The sequence below is a fragment of the Brevibacillus panacihumi W25 genome (genome assembly GCF_000503775.1).
GTDB lineage: Bacteria > Bacillota > Bacilli > Brevibacillales > Brevibacillaceae > Brevibacillus > Brevibacillus panacihumi_A.
Window position 1 is genome coordinate 106,685 of the sequence record NZ_KI629782.1, and the last position, 19,962, is coordinate 126,646.

The following is a 19,962-nucleotide window of genomic DNA, read 5'->3' on the forward strand; positions in this document are numbered from 1 at the left end:
GAGGCTTTTCATTCCATGCTCGACTATGTTATTAAGTTCATTTTGGGTGGTTCGCTCGTCGTGTTGGCAACCTACCTTAGCAAGTCCAAAAACATTTTTCTTTCTGGTATCATTACAACGCTTCCGATCATCACGCTGCTCAATATGACGCTTCAGATCAAATACATGAATGATCAGGAATTTCACTTGGCCCAAAAAAGCGGGATACTTGGTGCTCTCGGGCTGGTTCTCTTTATTGCATCCTGTTACTTCTTGACTGCTTGGGTGAAACCGCTGTATGCGATCCTATTCGCCATTGTCATTCTTTTTCTGTATTTTTGGATCTACAAACAGATTGCAGGATAAAATGTTAAAATCCGGTTCCCCCAGTAACAGGAGGAACCGGATTCTTTTTTTCTAGCGTTGTTCATTCTGTTCGTTTCTGTTTGCGATGTCTTCGTTCCCGTCGACACCCTCGCCCATCTTATTGCCCACCGCACCGCCAACGACCGCACCTGCAACAGTTCCAAGCGGCCCGAACAGGGAACCGACGGCAGCACCTACACCTGCACCGCCCACAGTTCCTACAGCCTCACTGGCGTCGATGCCCTCCAGCATGTTGGTATCCTGGCGATCATTTTCGTTCATGCGATTGTTCTTGTTGTTGTTGTTATCAGCCATCCATCTCACTCCCTGGTCTTGTACTAGGGTTTGCAAGCGCAGTCCCGATATTTATTCTGCCCGACTGCAGACAGAAATACGCAAGATGGACGTGATTCTATTCTGTTGTGTGGCCCGTGAGAGCATCAATCGCCCATGGTTTTCGAGCATCCAGCCTGACTTGATAAACCAGTACAGGATTGCTGTGGCTATTGAGGTAAACCAGCTCCAATGGGGCTTTTTTCAAGAACTGTTGTTTCGCTGCATCCAGTGATATTGCTTTGTCATGGGAAGGCAACACAAGCGAACTCCTCGAAAAATCTCCCTGGATGGCTGTTACAATGCCGCTGCCCATCTCCACCGTAACCAGATACGGATAATCCACTACAGGTACGCCCTGATACAAGGGAATAAATGTAAAGGAAGCCTGTCCGCGCTCCTGCAATGCTTTTTCTACCAGTACTTCTGCTACATCTGACGGGAGGTACTTCGCCACCCGGACCAGTGCAGCATCCTGGGCTTGTTGGAGCGACGCCAGCGGAATACCACCTTGCTCGAAGGACCCATCCAGTTCATAGCCGACAAAGGAACCATCGTCAGCGGTTTTCAGTCTGACTTCTCGCTTGTCGCTCATTTGCCAGATAAATGATATAGCCTTCTCGTCAATCGTCATAAAAGCCTTTCCTGTCACCGGGATGCCAAACTCCTTCTTCATGACTTCTTCGGCTTTGTCCGTATCTGTAATGATCAGCCTTTTCCCCTCAGTCTTGAGAGGTACTATTCGCTTCTCTCCCTGACTGTTATCGAGGGGTTTGCCTGTCTTCGCATCAATAACCAGTTGTGGGTCGGACATGTACTGAAGAACGGGACGATCCTTGCCTGCATATACAAGCCGCAGTCCGGAAGCCAGCTCCTGTGCCGCTTTCGTCTTGTCGATCACTGAAGACTGCTCAGACGTCGCTGTGATTCCCAAGCCGCTTTCCTCAATTGGATAAAGCAAGAGACTCATCTTGCCGGTGTGCGGATTCACTTCAACCGCTGCACTGTGCAGCTGAAGCGGAATGCCATGAACCAGCTTGCGGAACGCGATGTAACCATCCGTTTCTCTGGAATGCCCGGGATCGATCTGATATTGTTTGCTTTCTTCACCCAGCTTTTCTTGCAAAAAGCGCAGGGCCCGTTCTTCGATAGGAGTCATGCTTCGTTCCATGCTTGTTGTTGTCTGCGGCGTAGAATCCACTTTTGCGACTGGTTCGTCTTGATCTGTCGACACATTCTTCTTTGCCGGATCGTTGCCTGCCGGGGCCTCTTGTGAATTCACTGGTTGCTCCGTTGAAGCAACAGAGGGAATCTGCTGACTCTTTACAGGTTCTTGATCAAAGGCAGCGGGCAAGGATGCCTGCGGCTCCCCTATGGTTGTTTGCTCGGCAACATGGCCAGAGCTAAGCCAAATTCCTATCAACGCAGCTGCGCCTATCGTCCCCACGCAGGCGGAAACTTGAGAAACCCGCCTTCTTCGCTGAACCGTTCCCGCCTGGCGAATAAGCCGTTCCTTGCCAATCTGCTTCCATTCGGGACGGGGCGGCTTGGTCTCTTGTTTGATCTGCCGAAGCTTGCTGATCAGTTGTTCTTCTTCATCTGGCAATCCCATTGATAATCCCCCCTTCTATCGATTGCGCCAGCATTTTTCTTAAAGATTGTAACCCCCTGTGACAATCCACTCTCACTTTCGTCTCTGGAACAGAGAGAATTTCGGCTGTTTCCTTGACACTGTACTCCTCGATGTAGCGGAGAATCACGACGATCCTAAGCTGCGGTTTTAGTTTCTGGAGCGCCTCTTTGATGAGGCGCAGCTCTTCCTTCATCTCCAGCTCCGGCTCTGGAAGACCTTCTTTGGTCATCATGCGTATCAGCCAATTGTCCGAAAACAGCCGCTGCCACCTCATCTTGCGGTAATGATCAATCGCCACGTATTTGGCAATCGAAAACAACCATGTTTTCATCGCCACGCGGCCATCATACTGCGGCAAAGCCTTCAAAAGCCGCGAGAACACTTCCTGCGTAAGATCTTCAGCGTCCTCTTGTTTATTAGTGAAATACACCAGAAAATAGTAGATGTCATTGTAATACGCTTCGTAGATTTCGCTGATCTGCTTTGCCAGATCATCTGACAACAGACTCCCTCCCCGTTCCAGAACCGACACGGGTTCTTCCTATTCTTGTCCGTAACGATACAGCTCACCCGTAAGCGCGTCTACCTCGTTCTCACCAGTCGTGACGTACACGAGGCTAGCGGTCTTTTCGCTGTCTTCATCCATGGAATAATACAGCTTCAACGGATGCTTCTGGAGATAAATCTTAGCTGCTTCTTCCTGGGAAATGGCCTTCTTGGGGTCAGGAAGCGATGCATTCAGTGTCCCAAAGTCCGGCACCCTCCAGTCAAGCAGAACCGCTTTTCCTGTCACTGCATCGACATCCGCCATCACCATCGAGTCTTCCACCGGGATCCCACCATGGATCAAGCTGAATTGGAAATGGTACTGTTGTCTGTCATGATCGTATTGAGCGTAATGTTCCGCTCCCAAACGCATCATTTCCGTAATATTGGCAGGAAGATATTCGGACAGTTCTGTAACGGCAACCTGCAAGGCCTGCTCCGGGCTCAGCTTCTTTTCGGATTCGCTCTTCTGCTTGCTGTCCAATACCTGATACCTCGTGATTTTTTTCGTTTGCTTGTCGACGTACAAGGATCCGATGATCCCCGAATCAGTCTGCCACAAATAATTGATTTCTTTCCCCTCGCTGATTTCCTGGAAGACGGCTCGCTCTTTCGTCATATCGTAGCCGGTTTTGGCAGCCAGAAATGCAGCAGCTTCTTCTTTTGTTTTCGCAGTAGGTTGTTGGCCTTTTGACTGGAATTTGACGATTTGGCTTTGACTTGCGTCTGATTCGCGGAACGCTCCCGTACGAGCATCGATTTCACCGAGCTTCGGCCTGTAAAGCAGCTTCACTTGCCCATTTACATCCCGTGCATAGACCGGATTCATGTAGGAAGCAAACATTTTTTCTACCTGTTCTTTAGGCAAGGCTTCTTTGGGATCGCCGAATTCGATGTTCGGCTGCTTGCTGAGAACGACACTTTTTCGGTGGCCGTCCGTCGCCTTGGCGTCGACGTGTCCTTCACTGTTTACTCTGAGGATGACCGCATCATTGCGGAACGGAATGCCATTTACCGTTTTGTGGAAGGTGACGGAGGTTTTCCCTTCATTTGCAATCTCATTCACCTGGTAGCCGCCCAGACCTTCTCCATACCATTCCTTCATAAAGGCGATGGCGACTTCCTTTGCTTTCTCAGGCGGATAAGTGGAGTCGAAACCTTTCGTGCCCTTTACTTGGAGAAATCCGAGCAACTCCCCAGTCTCCTGGTCAAAAGAGAGGGTTACTTTTGGAATTTTATTCCCTTCCGACTGGTACTTGTTTACGATGATAAGCTGACTCTTCTCAGAAAGCTCCACTTCCATGATGGGGTAATCCTTCAGATAGGGAAGCAAGCGATTTGCCTTCTCCAACCCTTTTTTGATCTTATCCATCGACTTTGTGTCTGCCTTTGCCACGCTGCTCTCTTGGGTTGCCGCTGCCAAGACACTTGCTGCGCTCGCGCTAAGGGGAGCCGTTACCGCCAAGCTTGCTGCCAACAATACAATCATGCTTTGTGGAATTTTTTTCATTTTCTGTCCCTCACTTCACGTAATCTTTTTACCTACGCCCATTATTCGAATGAGGTCAAATTTTGTTTCAACTTCCAGAAAAAAAAGACTGCCTAAGGAGAGCCCTGCAAAAGTCCACCTACTATCTGTAAACTGAATCCCCAGTGCTTTTAGGTACTGGGGATTCATGTGTCGTGAATGTAGCTGTAGTGGGGAGAAGCATGTTTCCGATCTGCGCTACGGTCTACGTCCCGCAAGGGAGTTAAACTGTCCGCTCCACAGCGATCCCGGGGGAAGCGCAAAACGGCGCGCAGCTCCGGAGTTTATTCATAGGTTGCGCTTTCGTTTCCCCGGGCTTCGCTGTTCCGCTAGGCTGGACTCCGCCAATCGCTCCGCCTGGAAACATGCTTCTCCTCCCCAACCGTAGAGTTTTCAACCAGTACCCCCTTTGGCACTGGGTTTTGTTGTACAATGAAAAGAAAACGAAAGAGTTGGAACCATTGCTACAGCCCTCTAAACAAATGACGGCATCTTTCCATGCCGAATTATACAAACTGATTCCCGAGGATCACCCATTACGAAAAATCAATGAAATCGTAGATTTCACGTTTATTCATGACTTAGTTCGTTCCTCTTATTGTGAGCATTACGGAAGACCTGCTAACGAACCAGAACTCCTGTTTCGTTTGCTGTTTTTACAAGTTCTCTACAATCTTTCGGATGAACGCATCATTCAGGAAACGCAGGTAAACCTCGCTTACAAGTGGTTTTTAGGTGTAAATCCGGAGGATAACCTTCCTGACCCCTCCCAACTGTCTCGCTTTCGTAATCATCGATTAGGAGCAGGAGCCGTGGATGAGGTGCTCATATCAGTTGTGCGTCAGTGCATTGAAAAAGGTCTTGTGAAGTCAAAGACGATCATCATGGACTCCACCCATACACTGGCAGCTTCGCAAAAACAAAAGCCACTTGAAGTACTTCGAGATGCGGCGAAGCGCCTGTTCCGTGTTGTGGTGAAAAAGCATCCCAAGCTTGAGAAGAAACTCCCGAAGTTACCGGGGTTGAGGAAAGAAGATCAAGAGGATGCCGAGAAGATCATGCTTCAGTACCTGGCTAATCTTGGGGAAACTGTTGAGTTGTTGTTGCCGGATCATGAAGGTTCCATCTCGGAGAAAGTTCGAATCGCCAAGGCCATCGTGGAAGACGAGCGTCTCCTTGCCAATAAAGGCATTATGTCGGCCATTGATCCGGATGCACGCTTTGGATGGAAGAGCAATACAAAATCCTTTTTTGGCTACAAAGAACATATCGCCATGACAGAAGAAGAGATCATTACGGCTGTGGAAGTTACTGAAGGAAGTTCGGATGACGGCAAACAATTCAAAGAACTTTTGAATCAAACCTTGGACGCAGGTATAGAAGTACATGAAGTGATTGCTGACACTGCATATTCGGGTAAAGATAATTTGGAAGAGATGAAAAGTAAGCAGATTCAACCCGTCGTACCACTTAACCCGATCGTACATAACGGAGGGCTTAGACAAGAAGGTTTTGAATACAACAAGGATGCAGACTTTGTTATTTGTCCGGCAGGACAACACAGTATTCGAAAAGCTGTCCAAGGAAGCAAGCAAAGTGGCAATAGTCGTTCTCTTGTTTTCTATTTCGATACCGAGAAATGCAAGGCGTGCCCGCTTAAGGAAGGATGCTTCAAGCCAGGAGCGAAGAGCAAAACCTATTCCATTCGGATTGTGGCGGAACATTACCAAGAGCAAATCGAGTTTGAGAAAAGCGATACGTTCAAGGAACGTATTTGTCGCAGACCGATTATTGAACATAAAAATGCGGAACTAAAAAGGTATCATGGGATGACCAAGGCTAAGTACCGTGGTCTCTTTCGCATGCGAATACAGGCAATACTTACGACTTTCGTCGTAAATGTAAAACGGATGATAAAATTAACAGAGAAAATGCAGTCCGCCTCCTGAGGGAGATTGAACTGCATTTTTTCGTTATTGCCCTCTTTTTTACACAATTCAATGGGGTTACTCGAGTTGCAAGCTCCAACAAGGGGATTTTGCAGGGCTCTCCCTAAGCAGCCCTTCCCGTTTCTCAATTTCTACATGCAGCTTATGTCAACTTCAGCTCCATATAAAGTGTTCCTTCAATCGGGTTAAATCGGTAAGGTGGGATGGTGTAAAACCCCAGCGAGCGGTACAGGGAAATGGCATGTTCCATCGTAGGGAGGGTATCCAGTCTCATATAGTGATACCCGCGGGTTTTCGCCTCCTCAATGATCGAAGCGGCCAAGCTTTTCCCGATTTTTTTCCCTTTATAACCGGGCCTTACATACAATCTCTTCATCTCACCAAGTTGTTCATCCAGTTTTCGCAAAGCGACACAGCCCGCTACTTCGTCTCCATAGATAGCCAAAAGGATACAGCCGTGAGGAGGAGCGTATTCCCTCGGTATGTTTTGCAATTCCTCCTCAATATTTTGAAAGCTCAAATCAACGCCTAAAGAATCTACGTATTCCACGAATAGTTCATGTACCTGCTGATATTGCCAGTCCTTTTGTACCGTAACGATCCTTAGCACCTAACTCCTCCATCCGTTCGTCACACTCTCACAACTTCCTTGAAAATCGAGTATCCATCATCCATTTTTCTTGGTTTGGAAAGAAACTCCTGCTGAAACATTTTTTGTTTCCAGTTATTTGGAGGTGCTGAGAGGAACCACAATCGAGAATACAGCTCCTCTGCTATCGTGATTTCGAGCAGTGAGGGTGCCGCCGGATCGTTCAACAATCGCCCTGGATATAGCCAAGCCGAGGCCTGTCTCTCCGTTTTTTCCTTTGACGAAACGATGAAACAGGTTCGGGAGCAATTCCTCTGATAGACCTTCGCCGTCGTCTGTTATCTCGATGTGTACTTGATGATCGGTCGTATACATGCCGACTTCTACGCACTCGCTGGCATGCCGGTATGAATTGCCCAGGATGTTGATGACCGCTTGCAGGAATTTATCCCGATCGATCATGATCTCGGGATTCGTATTGTCATGATGGATGACAACCGTCATGCCATGTTGCATGGCTATGGGCTGCAGCTTCTCAATCGCTTGCTGGATGACATCCTGCGCTGCACAGCGAACAGGATGGAACAGATTCTCTTCACTTTCCAGCTTCGCCAAAAGAATCATTTCCGTCACGATGCCTTTTAAGCGTGTTGTTTCTTCTACTATCACATTGAGACCTTGGCTTGCTGCTTCCCCTGTAAAAATACCGTCCCGTATCCCTTCTGCATACCCTTGAATCGACATTAGTGGCGTTTTCAACTCATGAGAAGCATTCTGAAAGAACTGTCTTTGTACTTCCTGAAATCGCTCCAGCTCTTGCGCTAAAAAGTATACGGATTGTGTAACGGTGCCAATCTCGCCGCTGGCATGGATGTGTTTAACCTCGGAAAAATGCCGTTCGCGAACCTTCTTCAGCTCTGTCATCAGGGAGCTTAACGGTTTGACAAGGCTGCTGGTGATGAAGAAGCTCAGCAGAATGGCACAGATTACCCCAATGAAAAGGATTATCATAATGTTAGTGGTGATTTCATATCTGACATCCTTAATACCGCGCACTGGAGTCGCCAACAGCAGCCGCTGATTTTCGCCTGCTTTCACCGCTTGTGAAACGACGATATACTCTGCTTCCCCAACCAGCCATAACTTTTTGTCCTGCTTTTTCTCCGCCATGCGTTCCAGGGTCTGCATCCAGTCTTTCAAGCTATTGGCTTGGATTGTGGTGTACATGACTTTCTTTTGTTTTCCCAGCAAAAGAATTTCCACCTTTTTGTTGGACATCACCAACTGGTTCAGCTCTTCGATCATTTCCTCTTCTGTCTGGGAGGAGCTGCTTACTTTTTCTGCCCAAAATTCTCCCTTTAGCTTCAGCTCCTTCCTTTGTTGATCGATCAAGTTATCCAGCAGCATAGAGTCGATCAGATAGGCGGAGGCACCTGTCACGATCAGCAAAAGGAGACCGAAAGCAATCATCAGCCGATGCAGCAGCTTCATAACGAGCGTTTCTCCTCTGCCACGCGAAGTCTGTAACCATAACCCCACACGGTCTCAATCGGCAGCCCCGTCATTTTTTTGCGGATACGGCGAATCAGATCGTCTACCACGCGATCGCTTCCAAAGTAGTCATCTCCCCATACTAAGGTGAGCAACTCATCTCTGGAAAATGCTCGATTCGGGTTGCCCTCGAGCAGACGCAGTATGAGAAATTCCTTATGAGTGACAGCAATCTCTGTTCCCATCCAGAAAACAAAACGATTCTCCGCATCCAGTTGCAGGTCAAGATTTTGTAAGGTAAGTTCTGTTTTGGCAGGACGTTCTGTCTTGTCATACTGCGCCATTTGTTCCGCGCGGCGTATGGCCCGATTCACTCTGGCGACCAGTTCACGTGGACTGAAGGGCTTGGTTAAATAATCATCACTCCCCAGTTCGAGGCCGAGAATCTTGTCCACTTCCTCGTCTTTGGCTGAAATCATGATGATCGGTGTCTCTGTCTTTTCACGAATACTTCGGCAAAACTCGTACCCATTCATGCCCGGCAGCATAATATCCAAAATCCACAGATGTGGAGGTGTTGTCTTCCATAAGGTCATTGCCTGTTCGGCCGTTTCTAAAGCGATGGTGGCGTATCCTTCCTTTTGAAGATACGCTTCAACGATCTGACGAATGTTAGGGTCATCGTCGACAATCGCGATTCGATAGTGATTCAATGCCATCTCTCCCCTATCCATGATTCCCTCAACAATTGTATAACAAGGCTGCATATTCTCACAAAGAAAAGTCACCCTGCAAGGTGACTTGAGATTCCCCAATCGATATAGGCGGGAGGATTTTTTATTCGACTTTACGCTTTCTTGGCTTCTTTTTTGGCTTCTTTCTTAGCCTCTTTCTTAGCGGCTTTGTTTGCTTCCTTCTGAGCTGCCTTCGTTTCTTTGATAGCTGCCTTCACTTCTTTAACAGTCAAACCAGTAGTTTCAATTTGCAGCTCCGATGCTTTTTCTGTGAGTTTAGCGATCTTTTCCTGTTTTTGCTCCGCTTGCTTTGCTTTTACATCTGCTTTGATTTGCTTGATAGATTTACCAGAGGTTTCAATGCCGAGTTTGTCCGCTTTTTCACTAACCTTTTGCAAAAGAGTCTCTTTGCGCTCTGCATGAAAAGCCTTGATAGCCGCTTTGATTTCTTTACCCGTTTTGCCTGCTGTCTCGATGCCCAGCTTGTCTGCTTTTGCGGTGAATTTCGCCAGACGTGCCTGCTGTTGTTCCTCATGCTTGGCTTTAATCTCCAATTTAAGCTGTTCCAGTGTTTTTCCATCTGTACCCAGTCCCAATTTTGTCGCTTCTTCGACTGCCTTTGTCCACTTTTCCTGTTGCTTCGCTTCTTTATTTTGCTTGCGAACTTCTTGTGCTGCCGATTTATCCTGTTTCGCTTCCGCGCCTGCTACACTCACTCCTCCGAGCAGCAAACTCAGAGCAAGGACAGAGGATACCATTTTTTTCATGATGCAATTCTCCTCTCAATCTTTGGGTAGGTTGTTTACCTCCTTCACTATAGGACGGATTTGTGGGAAAACAATGAGATTTTGAGAAAAAAAGGGATGCCTCTTAGACGAGGACATCCTCAAGAATAGTAGGCACCAACTGCTTACAGTCCGTACAAAATGGGGAGTTTTACATGCGACGGATATTCTTTGCCATGATAGAGGCGATTCTCGGCCACGACCGGCTTCGGATCTTCATACGGATTGATGCCGGTATTGGTGTTGGGGAAAAACTCGTAATAGTTGCTGGACGTGATGTCGATTCTGATTTTATGTCCTTTTTTGAAGACATACCCGTTGAAGTACATCTCCATCTCATATTTCTCTACTTTTCCGGGTTCCAGCAGCTCCGGTTTGTCAAACCCTTTGCGGAACTCGGCACGAATGACATTATCGGAAATTTTTCTGGCGATCCCCTTCTCGTCGACATCGGATACACGGACGATAAAGTCTGTATCCACTGCACTGGAGGAGGCGTAGAACTCCGCATAGACATTCCCCGCCATGGCCACATCGGTAGAAAGAGGCTCCGTATCATAGACCAGACAATCGCTGCGAAGCTGGATATGGTTGCAGTGGTAAGGCTTCACATGCCCGCGCTCACCGATGGGCTGCAGGGGATCATAGATGTAAGAATCAAAGCCTGGCTCTGAATCGGGCTGCCAGACAATTCTTCCATCGCCAAACATCGAATTGGCACTGCCATTGCTTGCCAGATACAGGTTCACCAGCTTGCTCTCCAACGGATTCCAGTCCTCGGATTCTCTCCACTGGTTTTCTCCTACCACATAGTACATGGCTCTCGGCTTTTTATCCTCGCCGTTTTGAATCCCTTTCAGATAGCGGTCAAACCAGCGGATGATTCGCGTGTCGAAGTCATAGTCCACGGCATTGTCGCCGAACTCCAGATCCTCGCAGTCGCGGAATGCATTCAGATTATGCGGCCATGGTCCGAGGATGATCCTTCTGCCCGGGACATCATGCTTGGTCAGGAATCGCCATGTCTCCTGCACCCCCAGCGCATCCCCGTCGTACCAGCCTGACACGATCAGCATGGGTATCTTGATCTTGTGGCTGTGCTGGGTATTGTCCGAATGCTTCCAGAAATCGTCATAGTGATAATGCTCTCTCCACAAATCCCAGGGACCTGATTTTTTCCCTATGATCTTTTCCGGAATTTCCGTAATGGGCCTGTGCGTAACCGCCTCTTCCACACTGATGGATTCACCGGCAAAGACGGCAAAATCTGTCCTGTTGCTCATCGACTGGGCAAGAGTCCAGCAAAGCAGCGGCCAGGAGCAGATGGTTCCTCCCCGTCTCGCGGTATCCGTAAAAGGCGAACCTACATTCACTTCACTTATGGCTGTTTTCAGGTGAGGATTCCCGCTGGTGGCTGCAGCGGTGGTCGTATAGCCCAGGTAGCTGGCTCCCCACATGCCGATATTGCCGTCACTCCATTCCTGTGCCACGATCCAGTTGAACAAGTCATCCGCATCTTCTCGTTCATTCTGGAAAGGCTCCAGGATTCCGTCTGAGTCAGATCGACCACGGACATCCTGGATGACAAAGGCATAGCCTCTCGCAGTCCAGTGCCAGCAGCGGTGAACGTCTCTTTCCTTTCCATAGCAGGTTCTGACTACGATCGCCGGCACCTTTTCTCCTGGTTGCAATCCGTCTGGCAAAAAGACCTCTGTGGCCAGATTCACGCCGTCCCGTGTCGGAACGAAAACGGTTCCGAGGTGATTGATTCCATACTGTACTTTGGATAGCAAGGGATCGTCGTATTTGACGAGAGGTGTCAGCTTCTCGTAACCTTTCACGACCGCGATCTCAGAGGAGACACGTCCCGGATTGGAAAAGGCGACGATTTTTCCATCCACTGTGATAATGTCCAATACGCCATTGGTTTTTCGCTGCGCCCAAAGCTGAGATGTCACCTCTTTGCCGTCGATTCGGTCCGTAAAGGTAAGGTAGCGGCTGTACACACTTTCATTCGAAAGGGTCACTCTTTCCCCTTCCCACTTGGCTTCCGCATAGGCGGCAAGCTCACTGTGCAGCTTGAGAAAATCGATCATCGTATTTTTCTTGTTTTTGTTAAAAGGCTCTCTTTTTAGCTGGGCTCTGGTTCTTCTATCGACATCGCAGATTTCTACGAATGTTTCCTTAAACGTAATGTTTCCGTTGTATACGCCTGGAAAATAAATATCGAATGTTCGGTCAAACAAGTAATGGCTCATTCTAAATCACTCCTAGATCTCATGAATTCTCAAGCAGCGAACGGAATGACCGCCTCCCAGATCGGTAATGCCCGGCACTTCCTGGCGGCATTGCTCGGTGGCAAAGCTGCATCTGGCCGCAAAACGGCATTCCTGTCTGGGATTGATCGGAGAAGTAATCTCGCCCTGCAATAAAATTCTTTCCTTTTTCTTTTTCAAATTCGGAACGGGAATGGCGGAAAGCAATGCCTGCGTGTAAGGATGTCTCGGATTTGCAAAAAGCTCCTTCACCGGTGCCTTCTCCACCATTTGCCCCAGGTACATCACCATGATTTCCTCTGAGAAATGCTTCACCACGGACAAATCATGCGTAATGAACATATACGTATAGCCGAACTGAAGCTGCAGCTTTTTTAAGAGATTGAGGATTTGCGCCTGAATGGAGACATCGAGTGCTGAGACAGGCTCATCGCAAACAATGAACTCAGGGCTCAAAGCAAGTGCTCGGGCGATGCCGATCCTTTGCCTCCTTCCTCCGTCCAGCTCATGAGGATACGAGTTCACAAACCTGTCCGAGAGACCCACAAGCTCCATCAATTCATATACCCTGTTTTCCTTCTCCGCTTTGGTTGCATACACCTTGTGTATTTCCAATGGTTCCGCGATGGAGTGAAAGACGGTTTTTCTCGGATTCAGCGAGGAAAAGGGGTCCTGAAAAATGATTTGGATCTTTTTGCGATACTCCACCATTTCCTTTGGGGTGAGTTTGGTAATATCTTTGCCGTCAAAAAAGATTTCGCCTTCCGTCGGTTCAAGCAGCATAGTCATGAGTCTGCCCGTCGTACTTTTGCCGCAGCCGCTTTCCCCTACGATGCCGATGGTTTTCCCTTTATCAATGGTGAAATTCACGCCATCTACGGCATGAAGATTACCGCCCGGTGTCTGAAAGTACTTTTTCAGATTTTTCACCTCTATGTAGTGGTTACTCATACTTTTTCACCTCTTTTGCCGGGAGCTTCCCTTCATACACAAAGCATTTCGCGTAATGGCCAGGGCTGTATTCCTGAAAAGCCGGCTCTTCGACGCTGCACAGATGCTGGGCATACTTGCATCTGGGGTGAAATTTGCATCCTTTGGGCAAATCAGATGGATCAGGGACAAGTCCTTCGATTGGAGAAAGGAATTCTACTTCCTTATCGATATCGGGAATGGAGCCAAACAAACCATTCGTATACGGATGTAGAGGGTTTTCAAAGATATCTTCCAAGGATCCGCTCTCAACGATTTCTCCAGCATACATGATGGCGACCTGATCGCAAATTTCCGAAACGACGCCCAGGTCATGGGTGATGAGCATCATGGAGGTTTTGGATCTCGTTTTTAAATCCTTCATTAATTCCAGCACTTGTGCCTGAATGGTTACGTCCAGAGCGGTCGTAGGCTCATCTGCGATTAACAGTCTGGGATTGCAGGCCAGGGCAATCGCAATGACGACTCTTTGCTTCATTCCCCCGGAAAATTGGTGCGGGTACTCGTAGGCTCGTTCTGCCGGGATCCGCACCAGTTCCAGCATCTCGATGGCCTTCTGTTCCGCTTCCTTCTCTCCGAGCTGTTGGTGGTTGGCGATAACCTCGGCAATCTGGTCGACGACCGTAAATACCGGATTCAAGGCAGTCATCGGGTCCTGGAAGATCATGGATATTTCTTTGCCTCGCAGCTTGCGGAATTCGTCTTCATCGAGCTGCAAAATATCCTGATCGTTCAGCATGATCTTGCCGCCCTCGATTCTGCCTGGCGGACAATCTACCAGTCCCATGATGCCAAGCGCCGTGGTAGTTTTACCCGCACCTGTTTCGCCCACGATTCCGAGTGTCTCTCCTTCATGGACAGTCAAGCTTACTTTGTTTACCGCCTCTACCACGCCATCATCCGTATGGAATTTGATTGTAAGATCCTTTATCTCGAGTAATTTTTTTTGCATAAGGGCCTCCTACCTTTTCATGCGCGGGTCGAGAGCGTCTCGCAACCCATCTCCCACAAGCGTCAGCGCAACCACTGTCAAAACAAGGGCAATTCCCGGGAATGCCGTGACATGCCATACATCACGGATATGCTCTCTGCCGCTGGACAGCATGGCGCCCCATTCCGGGTCCGGCGGCTGCACCCCAAGGCCAATAAAGCTAAGCCCGCTGATCGCCAGGATCAACCCTGCAATCTCCATCACAAACTGGGAGATCAGCGGACTGATGGCATTGGGCAGGATATGCATGACAATGATTCTGAAATCGCTTGCGCCTTGGGCTCGGATCGCTTCCACAAATTCCTGCCCCTTGATATACAGGACCTGCGCTCTAACCATGCGGGAAACCGATGGAACGCTTCCGATCGCCAAAGCAATGATCAGATTGGTGATCGTGGGCTTCATGATGCTGACCAGCGTGATCATGAGCAGCAAGCTGGGGATGGCCATGAAGACATCCAGGGATCGCATGATTATGCCGTCCGTTTTTCCGCCATAGTAGCCCGATATCGCTCCCAGTGTACAGCCGATAATACTGCTCAGCATCATGGCCAGCACACCGATTCCGATCGAGATTCTGCCGCCCCAAAGAATGCGCGCCAGCACATCCCTGCCCAATTCATCTGTACCCAACAGCTTGCCTTCAGCCGGGAATTGCAAGGTCTGCGTCAGATCCGGCTTGATGACATCGTTGTCATAGTCGAGATAAAGCGGCGAAGAATAGATGACAATCAGGATCGTCGCCAGCATGATCATTCCCGCAACTGCTGATTTGTTTTTTCTCAGCCGCAACCAGGCATCCGCCCATAAGCTTCTCTTTTTGCTTTTCTTCTTTCCTGCCGGAGCAAGGGTCAAATCAATTTGCGCCATGGCCCGCCACCTCTTTTCTTTGCTTCCTGCGTGCGTACATCGACCTGATTCTCGGGTCAACGAAGGAATAGGCAAGATCTGTCAGAAGATTGGCAACGGCGATGATGACGGAAGTAATAATCACTCCAGCCATAATCGTAGGAATATCCTTTTGTCGTAACGCATCGATCATCATTTTCCCCATTCCATTGATCCCAAACAGCATTTCCATTATGACTGAACCGCCAAAGCACCCACCCACAGCCATACCAACAGAGGTAATGGTTGGAAGAAGGGCATTTTTCAAAGCATGCTTGCGGATCACAATACTCTCTTTCAATCCCTTGGCCCGTGCTGTCCGAATGTAATCCTGCCTGATGACATCCAGCATGGACGCTCGGGTAATCCGGGAATTGACAGCCCAGCCAGCAATCGAGGAACAAATGATCGGCATGATCATGGCTGACGGGGTATCGAAGCCATTGGCCGGAAGCCAGCCGAGGTGTACGGAAAACAGGATAATCATGAGTATGCCGCTCCAAAATCCAGGCATGGCTGCGAAAAACAGGCTGACAACCCTCATGATGTTATCGAAGGGTGAATTCTGCTTCACTGCCAATGCGATCCCAAGAGGAATCGCGACGATGAGAATCGTAAATAATGACCCAAAGGCAAGAATCAGTGTGGGGGGAAGTCTGACCCCGATCATCTCAATGACACTCTGCTTTGTCGAATAAGAGGTGCCGAAATCGCCCACGACAACTTTTTTCATGTAATTGAAGTACTGTACCGGGATCGGATCATTCAATCCTAGCTGCTCTCTCATCATCTGCAATTCCTGTTCCTTGGCATTTAAGCCGAGAATCATTTTGGCAGGGTCGCCCGGACTGAGAGAAAGAAGCAAAAACACGATAATAGATACACCGATCACAATCGGGATCATCTGAGCAAGTCTTTTCAAAATATATCTACCCACGGTTACTCCTCCCTCTGCGATGTATTGCGTAAAGATTCCGACATCAAGGAGACAAACGATGTCGTATTGCCTCCATGATGCATGACGAATCTTATTTTATGGATGCGTTTCGAAAGGAAACGAGTCCGCTCGTGTGGATGTGGACGTTTTCGAGATTTTTGTTCATGGCATAGTAGCTCATTTTGGTAGCAGTAGGAATCATCGGTACATCCTGTGCCGCGATATCCTGAATTTCTTTGGCGGCTTCTTTCATTTCTGCTTCCGAAGTCGCTGCCTTGACTTTGGCATAGAGCTCCTCAACTTTTGGATTGGTATAAAAGGTAATATTCATCTGCCCAAAGCTGCCGGACCAGTAGCTTTCCAAGGAGCTGAGCGTATTTCCGGTCGTGTCGCTCCAGCCGCCTACCAGAAGCTGATACTCTTTGTTCGCCATTTTCTCCAGGAAAACACCGAATTCCAGATTCTGGATGTCCATTTCCACACTGATTGTTTTCAGTTCCGCCTGGAAAGCCTCCAGCTCGGGATCGTTCCCTTGGTATGTCCATGCGGTGAAATGCAACGGGTTCCCTGCATGGAATCCTTCCTTCTCGAGCAGCTCCTTCGCCTTTTGCAGGTCATATTTCGGGAGGTTGGGCGATGAATGATACGTGCTGAACATCTTGGGCACCATGCTGTCGATAATGGTTTTGCCAGGTGTAATGGCGCTAATGCCTTCATTATTGTAAGCGTAAGCCATCGCTCTGCGGATATTGACATTGTCAAATGGCGCTTTCGTCGTATTCATGGCGACAAAGCCGGTGAAGGTGCTTGGTCCCTCAAAATAAGCAAGCTTCTCGTTATTTTTCGCTCTGCTCTTGTCTCTCGCGCCAATTCCTGCAAAATCCGCATCTCCGGTCTCAACGGCTATGTATTTTGCAGATGCTTCCTCAATGGCTTTGAAGGTAATCGTTTCGATTTTTGCCTTATCGAACGGATAATCCGCCCAAGCCTTCAAGACAACCTTGCTGCCCGGTACGTATTCGGTTACCGTGTAGGGGCCTGTACCGATCGGTGCATTGGCGTATTTCTCTCCTGCTTCCTGCAGGTATTTCTTGCTTACAATGAAGACATCCCCGAAGTTTCGGATCGCCCCGCTGTTAGGCTCCGTGAGCTTCACGGTTACTTTGTTGCCGGAGCCTTCCACACTTTTGATCATACTCATAAAGGCAGCTTTTTTCGGAACTTTGGCAAGTCTTTCAACAGAGAAGACAACATCTTCGATTGTCATGGGATCTCCATTGTGAAATTTATAGCCTTCTCCGATTGTAAACTCGATCGTCCTATTGTCCGGCTGGCTCCATTCTTTGGCCACACCCGGAATGATGTTGAAGTCATTGTCAAACTTGATAAAGGTATCGTAGACATGGTACATGATGGTGGATGTGTCCAAGGAATTGGCTTCCGCCGGGTCGAGGTTATTGCCAATTTTGGTCAATACGACAGAAATATCTGATTTTGGACCAGCTGCGTTGCCATTGGATGCACTTCCTTGTGATGTAGTGCTTTGCGAGCAGCCGCTGATCAAGAGGACCATGCTGATGGCCACCGACAAGACCAGTGAACATGTTCTTTTCATAGCCTTTCCCCCATTTTTATATGTTGTACGATTATTTCCATACTTCTTTGAAGACTCTCATCCAGTTGCCGCCGATGATTTTGATGATTTCTTCATCCTGATAGCCTCTTGCCAAGAGTCCTCTCGTGATATTGAGAAAGGACCGGTAGTCTTTCAGTCCTTTGACATATTCGGTTGAAGGACCATCTCCTGGCTTGAAGCCGATGCTTGGCGCAAACAGCTGCTTGAACGCGACTGCCATCCACTTGGTCTGCGGCATCGGCCAGTCTGTTCCGATTCCCACATGATCTACCCCTGCGAGCTTGACCACATAGTCGATATGATCGAGGAAATGTTCGATTGTGGTATGTTCCGGATCCTCGGCGATAAACCAAGGCATCGCGAAAATGCCCACCACACCACCAGTGTTTGCGATGGCTAGGATTTCCTCGTCAGATTTGGACCTGGAATGGAAATAGACATTTTCAGCTCCCGTATGAGAGGCAATGACTGGCTTGGTGGAATATTTGCAGGCATCCAGCGTTGTTTGTTGGCCGCAGTGCCCCGTGTCTACGACGATTCCAAGCTCATTGAGCTTTGCTACGAATGATTTGCCGAATGTGGACAGTCCTGCGTTGTTTTCCTCCATGCAACCTGCGCCGATCTGATTGTGATTGTTGTAGGTAAGCTGAACGACCCGAAGTCCAAAATGGTACATCTGTTCCAACAGATTGAGATCCTTTTCAAAACCGTCTGTTTCCTGGCAGGTGACAATGCCGGCTTTGAGATTATGCTGGTGGGCGTACTCGATATCTTCTGCACTTCTCACCTTGATCAGCCATGGCTTCTTGTCGAATTCTTCCTGCAGGTCGATCGCAGAAGAATACAAAGTGTTTTTATTCGCCACACTGAGCTGTCTGTTTCCGGCAGTCAGTCCGCTTTCGTACCAGCATTCTTTGTACAAGTCCTGAAGCTTGCCGTCGACATACCATCTCTTGATCTGTTTTTGAGCAAATTGGACGCGCTGCACCATGCTGTCCGGATATTTGTCGAGAGCCAGCTGCTCAGTTTCACGCTCCATCTCCTCGCCCAGGGAGTATGTGCCGATCGGGCCCTGAAACAGCATGTCGATCACGATATTGCCAAAGTGAAGCTCCTTTGCCCGTCTCTCTTGTTCCTCTGTCAAACCGAAGTTGTACAGCTCTTCAATCATGTTTTTATCCCCCTTGCGATCACCGATTCATGACTGTTCACTGATTTTGTGCAGCCCGATTGATGACAAAATCAGCGGCTGCCAAATCTTCCACTGCCAGTCCAAGTGCTTCAAAAACTGTGATATCTTCTTTCATTTCCCTCCCTTTGATTTTTCCGAGAAGAAGCTCGCCGATTTCACCCAGGATGTGGTCCTTGCCAATCACCCCTTCTTGGAATGGGATTAAGAAATCTCCAGCTTCATGGATAGCTGACTCGATGCGGTCGGTGTAGAATTTGCTGTTTTTTACAAGTTCAGTATCCAGTTCTCGGCAATCAGGGGTGCAGGCACCGACAGCATTGATATGTGCCCCCTTTTTGACATGCTTTCCAAAAAGGATCGGTTCTTTAGCGGCTGTAACGGTGCAGATGATATCGGCATCTTTTACGGCTTCTTCGGATGTCGGACAAGCTGTGATGGCGATGCCGAATTTTTCGCTCATCTCTACCGAATACTTCAGTGCGGAAGCCATGTTTCGATCCCACACATAGACTTGTTCAATATCTCTGACAAGTCTGATCGCCTCCAGGTGCATCCTGGCCTGAACGCCTGTCCCCAGCACGGCAAGCGACTTCGCGTCCTGGCAGGCAAGTACGTCCGTCGCTACAGCGCTAACAGCGGCCGTACGGATGGCCGTAATCTCATTTCCCTCCACAACCGCTTTCAAGGATCCCGTCTCAGCTTCAAAAACAACGACGACCCCCTGATGGGAAGGCAATCCTTTGTATAAATTCTCGGGCAAGACGGTAATGATTTTGGTTCCGGCAATGTTTTGAGAGAGCAAGGCAGACGGCATCACCCCCAGAACATTTCTTCCTTCCAGCTTCATGGCCGTTCGAAGCACCTGGATGGCCTCTCCCCGAGACAAAGCGGAAAGGGTCTCGCTCATTAGCCGAATGCAGGTTTGCATATCCAGCAGTTCCTTGACCTGTTTTCCTGAAATATAAATCAAATATTCTCACACTCGCTTTCTGCAGGATGTAGAAGAAGAACCACAGCTTTTGATGATCGGCTAATGGTAGGTTAGCTCGATTCTAAACCTTTTCCCCATGACCGTATATTGACTTTAAATTGTCCCTATATAAAGATGTAAGTAACTAC

General features: G+C 48.5%; 18 protein-coding genes. 2 read left to right on the forward strand and 16 right to left on the reverse strand.

The window, feature by feature from the left end:
* The first annotated feature begins 15 nt into the window (after positions 1 to 15).
* Positions 16 to 345, forward strand: a complete 330-nt coding sequence (locus T458_RS30040) for a DUF3147 family protein (RefSeq protein ID WP_023554175.1) — start codon at positions 16 to 18, stop codon at positions 343 to 345.
* Positions 346 to 396: 51 nt separating this feature from the next.
* On the opposite strand, the gene T458_RS0128225 is transcribed toward T458_RS30040, so the two are convergent.
* The 4 genes from T458_RS0128225 to T458_RS30055 form a co-directional block, all read right to left on the reverse strand.
* The gene (locus T458_RS0128225; RefSeq protein WP_427329493.1) at positions 397 to 597 is read right to left on the reverse strand and encodes a glycine zipper domain-containing protein; all 201 of its coding nucleotides are present in this window, start codon (positions 595 to 597) and stop codon (positions 397 to 399) included.
* 160 nt (positions 598 to 757) lie between these two features.
* Positions 758 to 2,290, reverse strand: coding sequence for a hypothetical protein (locus T458_RS30045; RefSeq protein WP_023554176.1), 1,533 nt, complete (start codon positions 2,288 to 2,290; stop codon positions 758 to 760).
* Positions 2,274 to 2,813 (reverse strand): RNA polymerase sigma factor, encoded by a 540-nt coding sequence (locus T458_RS30050; protein ID WP_023554177.1) that lies wholly within the window; start codon positions 2,811 to 2,813, stop codon positions 2,274 to 2,276. The genes T458_RS30045 and T458_RS30050 overlap by 17 nt, the downstream gene beginning before the upstream one ends.
* 39 nt (positions 2,814 to 2,852) lie before the next feature.
* Complete coding sequence (locus T458_RS30055) at positions 2,853 to 4,367, reverse strand: YcdB/YcdC domain-containing protein (RefSeq protein WP_023554178.1); 1,515 nt, start codon at positions 4,365 to 4,367, stop codon at positions 2,853 to 2,855.
* Positions 4,368 to 4,846: 479 nt separating this feature from the next.
* Between T458_RS30055 and T458_RS30060 the strand changes: the two genes are divergently transcribed.
* A complete protein-coding gene (locus T458_RS30060) occupies positions 4,847 to 6,334 on the forward strand; it encodes an IS1182 family transposase (protein ID WP_031305284.1) in 1,488 nt (495 codons plus the stop codon).
* A gap of 142 nt (positions 6,335 to 6,476) precedes the next feature.
* Here the strand turns inward: T458_RS30060 and T458_RS30065 are convergent, their stop codons facing one another.
* From T458_RS30065 to T458_RS30120, 12 genes are all read right to left on the reverse strand, one after another.
* Entirely contained in the window at positions 6,477 to 6,944 is a 468-nt protein-coding gene (locus T458_RS30065) for a GNAT family N-acetyltransferase (protein ID WP_023554181.1), read from the reverse strand.
* A gap of 114 nt (positions 6,945 to 7,058) precedes the next feature.
* On the reverse strand, positions 7,059 to 8,414 hold the full coding sequence (locus tag T458_RS30070) for a sensor histidine kinase (RefSeq protein WP_023554182.1): 1,356 nt from the start codon (positions 8,412 to 8,414) through the stop codon (positions 7,059 to 7,061).
* Positions 8,411 to 9,127 (reverse strand): response regulator transcription factor, encoded by a 717-nt coding sequence (locus T458_RS30075; protein ID WP_035316102.1) that lies wholly within the window; start codon positions 9,125 to 9,127, stop codon positions 8,411 to 8,413. Before T458_RS30075 ends, T458_RS30070 begins: the two co-directional genes overlap by 4 nt.
* A gap of 134 nt (positions 9,128 to 9,261) precedes the next feature.
* Entirely contained in the window at positions 9,262 to 9,915 is a 654-nt protein-coding gene (locus T458_RS30080; protein WP_023554184.1) for a hypothetical protein, read from the reverse strand.
* 143 nt (positions 9,916 to 10,058) lie between these two features.
* A complete protein-coding gene (locus T458_RS30085) occupies positions 10,059 to 12,191 on the reverse strand; it encodes a CocE/NonD family hydrolase (protein WP_023554185.1) in 2,133 nt (710 codons plus the stop codon).
* Between the two features lie 12 nt (positions 12,192 to 12,203).
* Positions 12,204 to 13,160, reverse strand: coding sequence for an ABC transporter ATP-binding protein (locus T458_RS30090; protein WP_023554186.1), 957 nt, complete (start codon positions 13,158 to 13,160; stop codon positions 12,204 to 12,206).
* A complete protein-coding gene (locus T458_RS30095) occupies positions 13,153 to 14,151 on the reverse strand; it encodes an ABC transporter ATP-binding protein (RefSeq protein WP_023554187.1) in 999 nt (332 codons plus the stop codon). The genes T458_RS30090 and T458_RS30095 overlap by 8 nt, the downstream gene beginning before the upstream one ends.
* 9 nt (positions 14,152 to 14,160) lie before the next feature.
* Positions 14,161 to 15,060 (reverse strand): ABC transporter permease, encoded by a 900-nt coding sequence (locus T458_RS30100; RefSeq protein ID WP_023554188.1) that lies wholly within the window; start codon positions 15,058 to 15,060, stop codon positions 14,161 to 14,163.
* The gene (locus tag T458_RS30105) at positions 15,047 to 16,015 is read right to left on the reverse strand and encodes an ABC transporter permease (RefSeq protein WP_023554189.1); all 969 of its coding nucleotides are present in this window, start codon (positions 16,013 to 16,015) and stop codon (positions 15,047 to 15,049) included. The genes T458_RS30100 and T458_RS30105 overlap by 14 nt, the downstream gene beginning before the upstream one ends.
* Positions 16,016 to 16,106: 91 nt before the next feature.
* Positions 16,107 to 17,630, reverse strand: coding sequence for an ABC transporter substrate-binding protein (locus tag T458_RS30110; protein WP_023554190.1), 1,524 nt, complete (start codon positions 17,628 to 17,630; stop codon positions 16,107 to 16,109).
* A 31-nt stretch (positions 17,631 to 17,661) separates the two neighbouring features.
* Positions 17,662 to 18,822, reverse strand: a complete 1,161-nt coding sequence (locus T458_RS30115) for a dipeptidase (protein WP_023554191.1) — start codon at positions 18,820 to 18,822, stop codon at positions 17,662 to 17,664.
* 37 nt (positions 18,823 to 18,859) lie between these two features.
* On the reverse strand, positions 18,860 to 19,813 hold the full coding sequence (locus T458_RS30120) for an ornithine cyclodeaminase family protein (RefSeq protein WP_023554192.1): 954 nt from the start codon (positions 19,811 to 19,813) through the stop codon (positions 18,860 to 18,862).
* Positions 19,814 to 19,962: the final 149 nt, after the last annotated feature.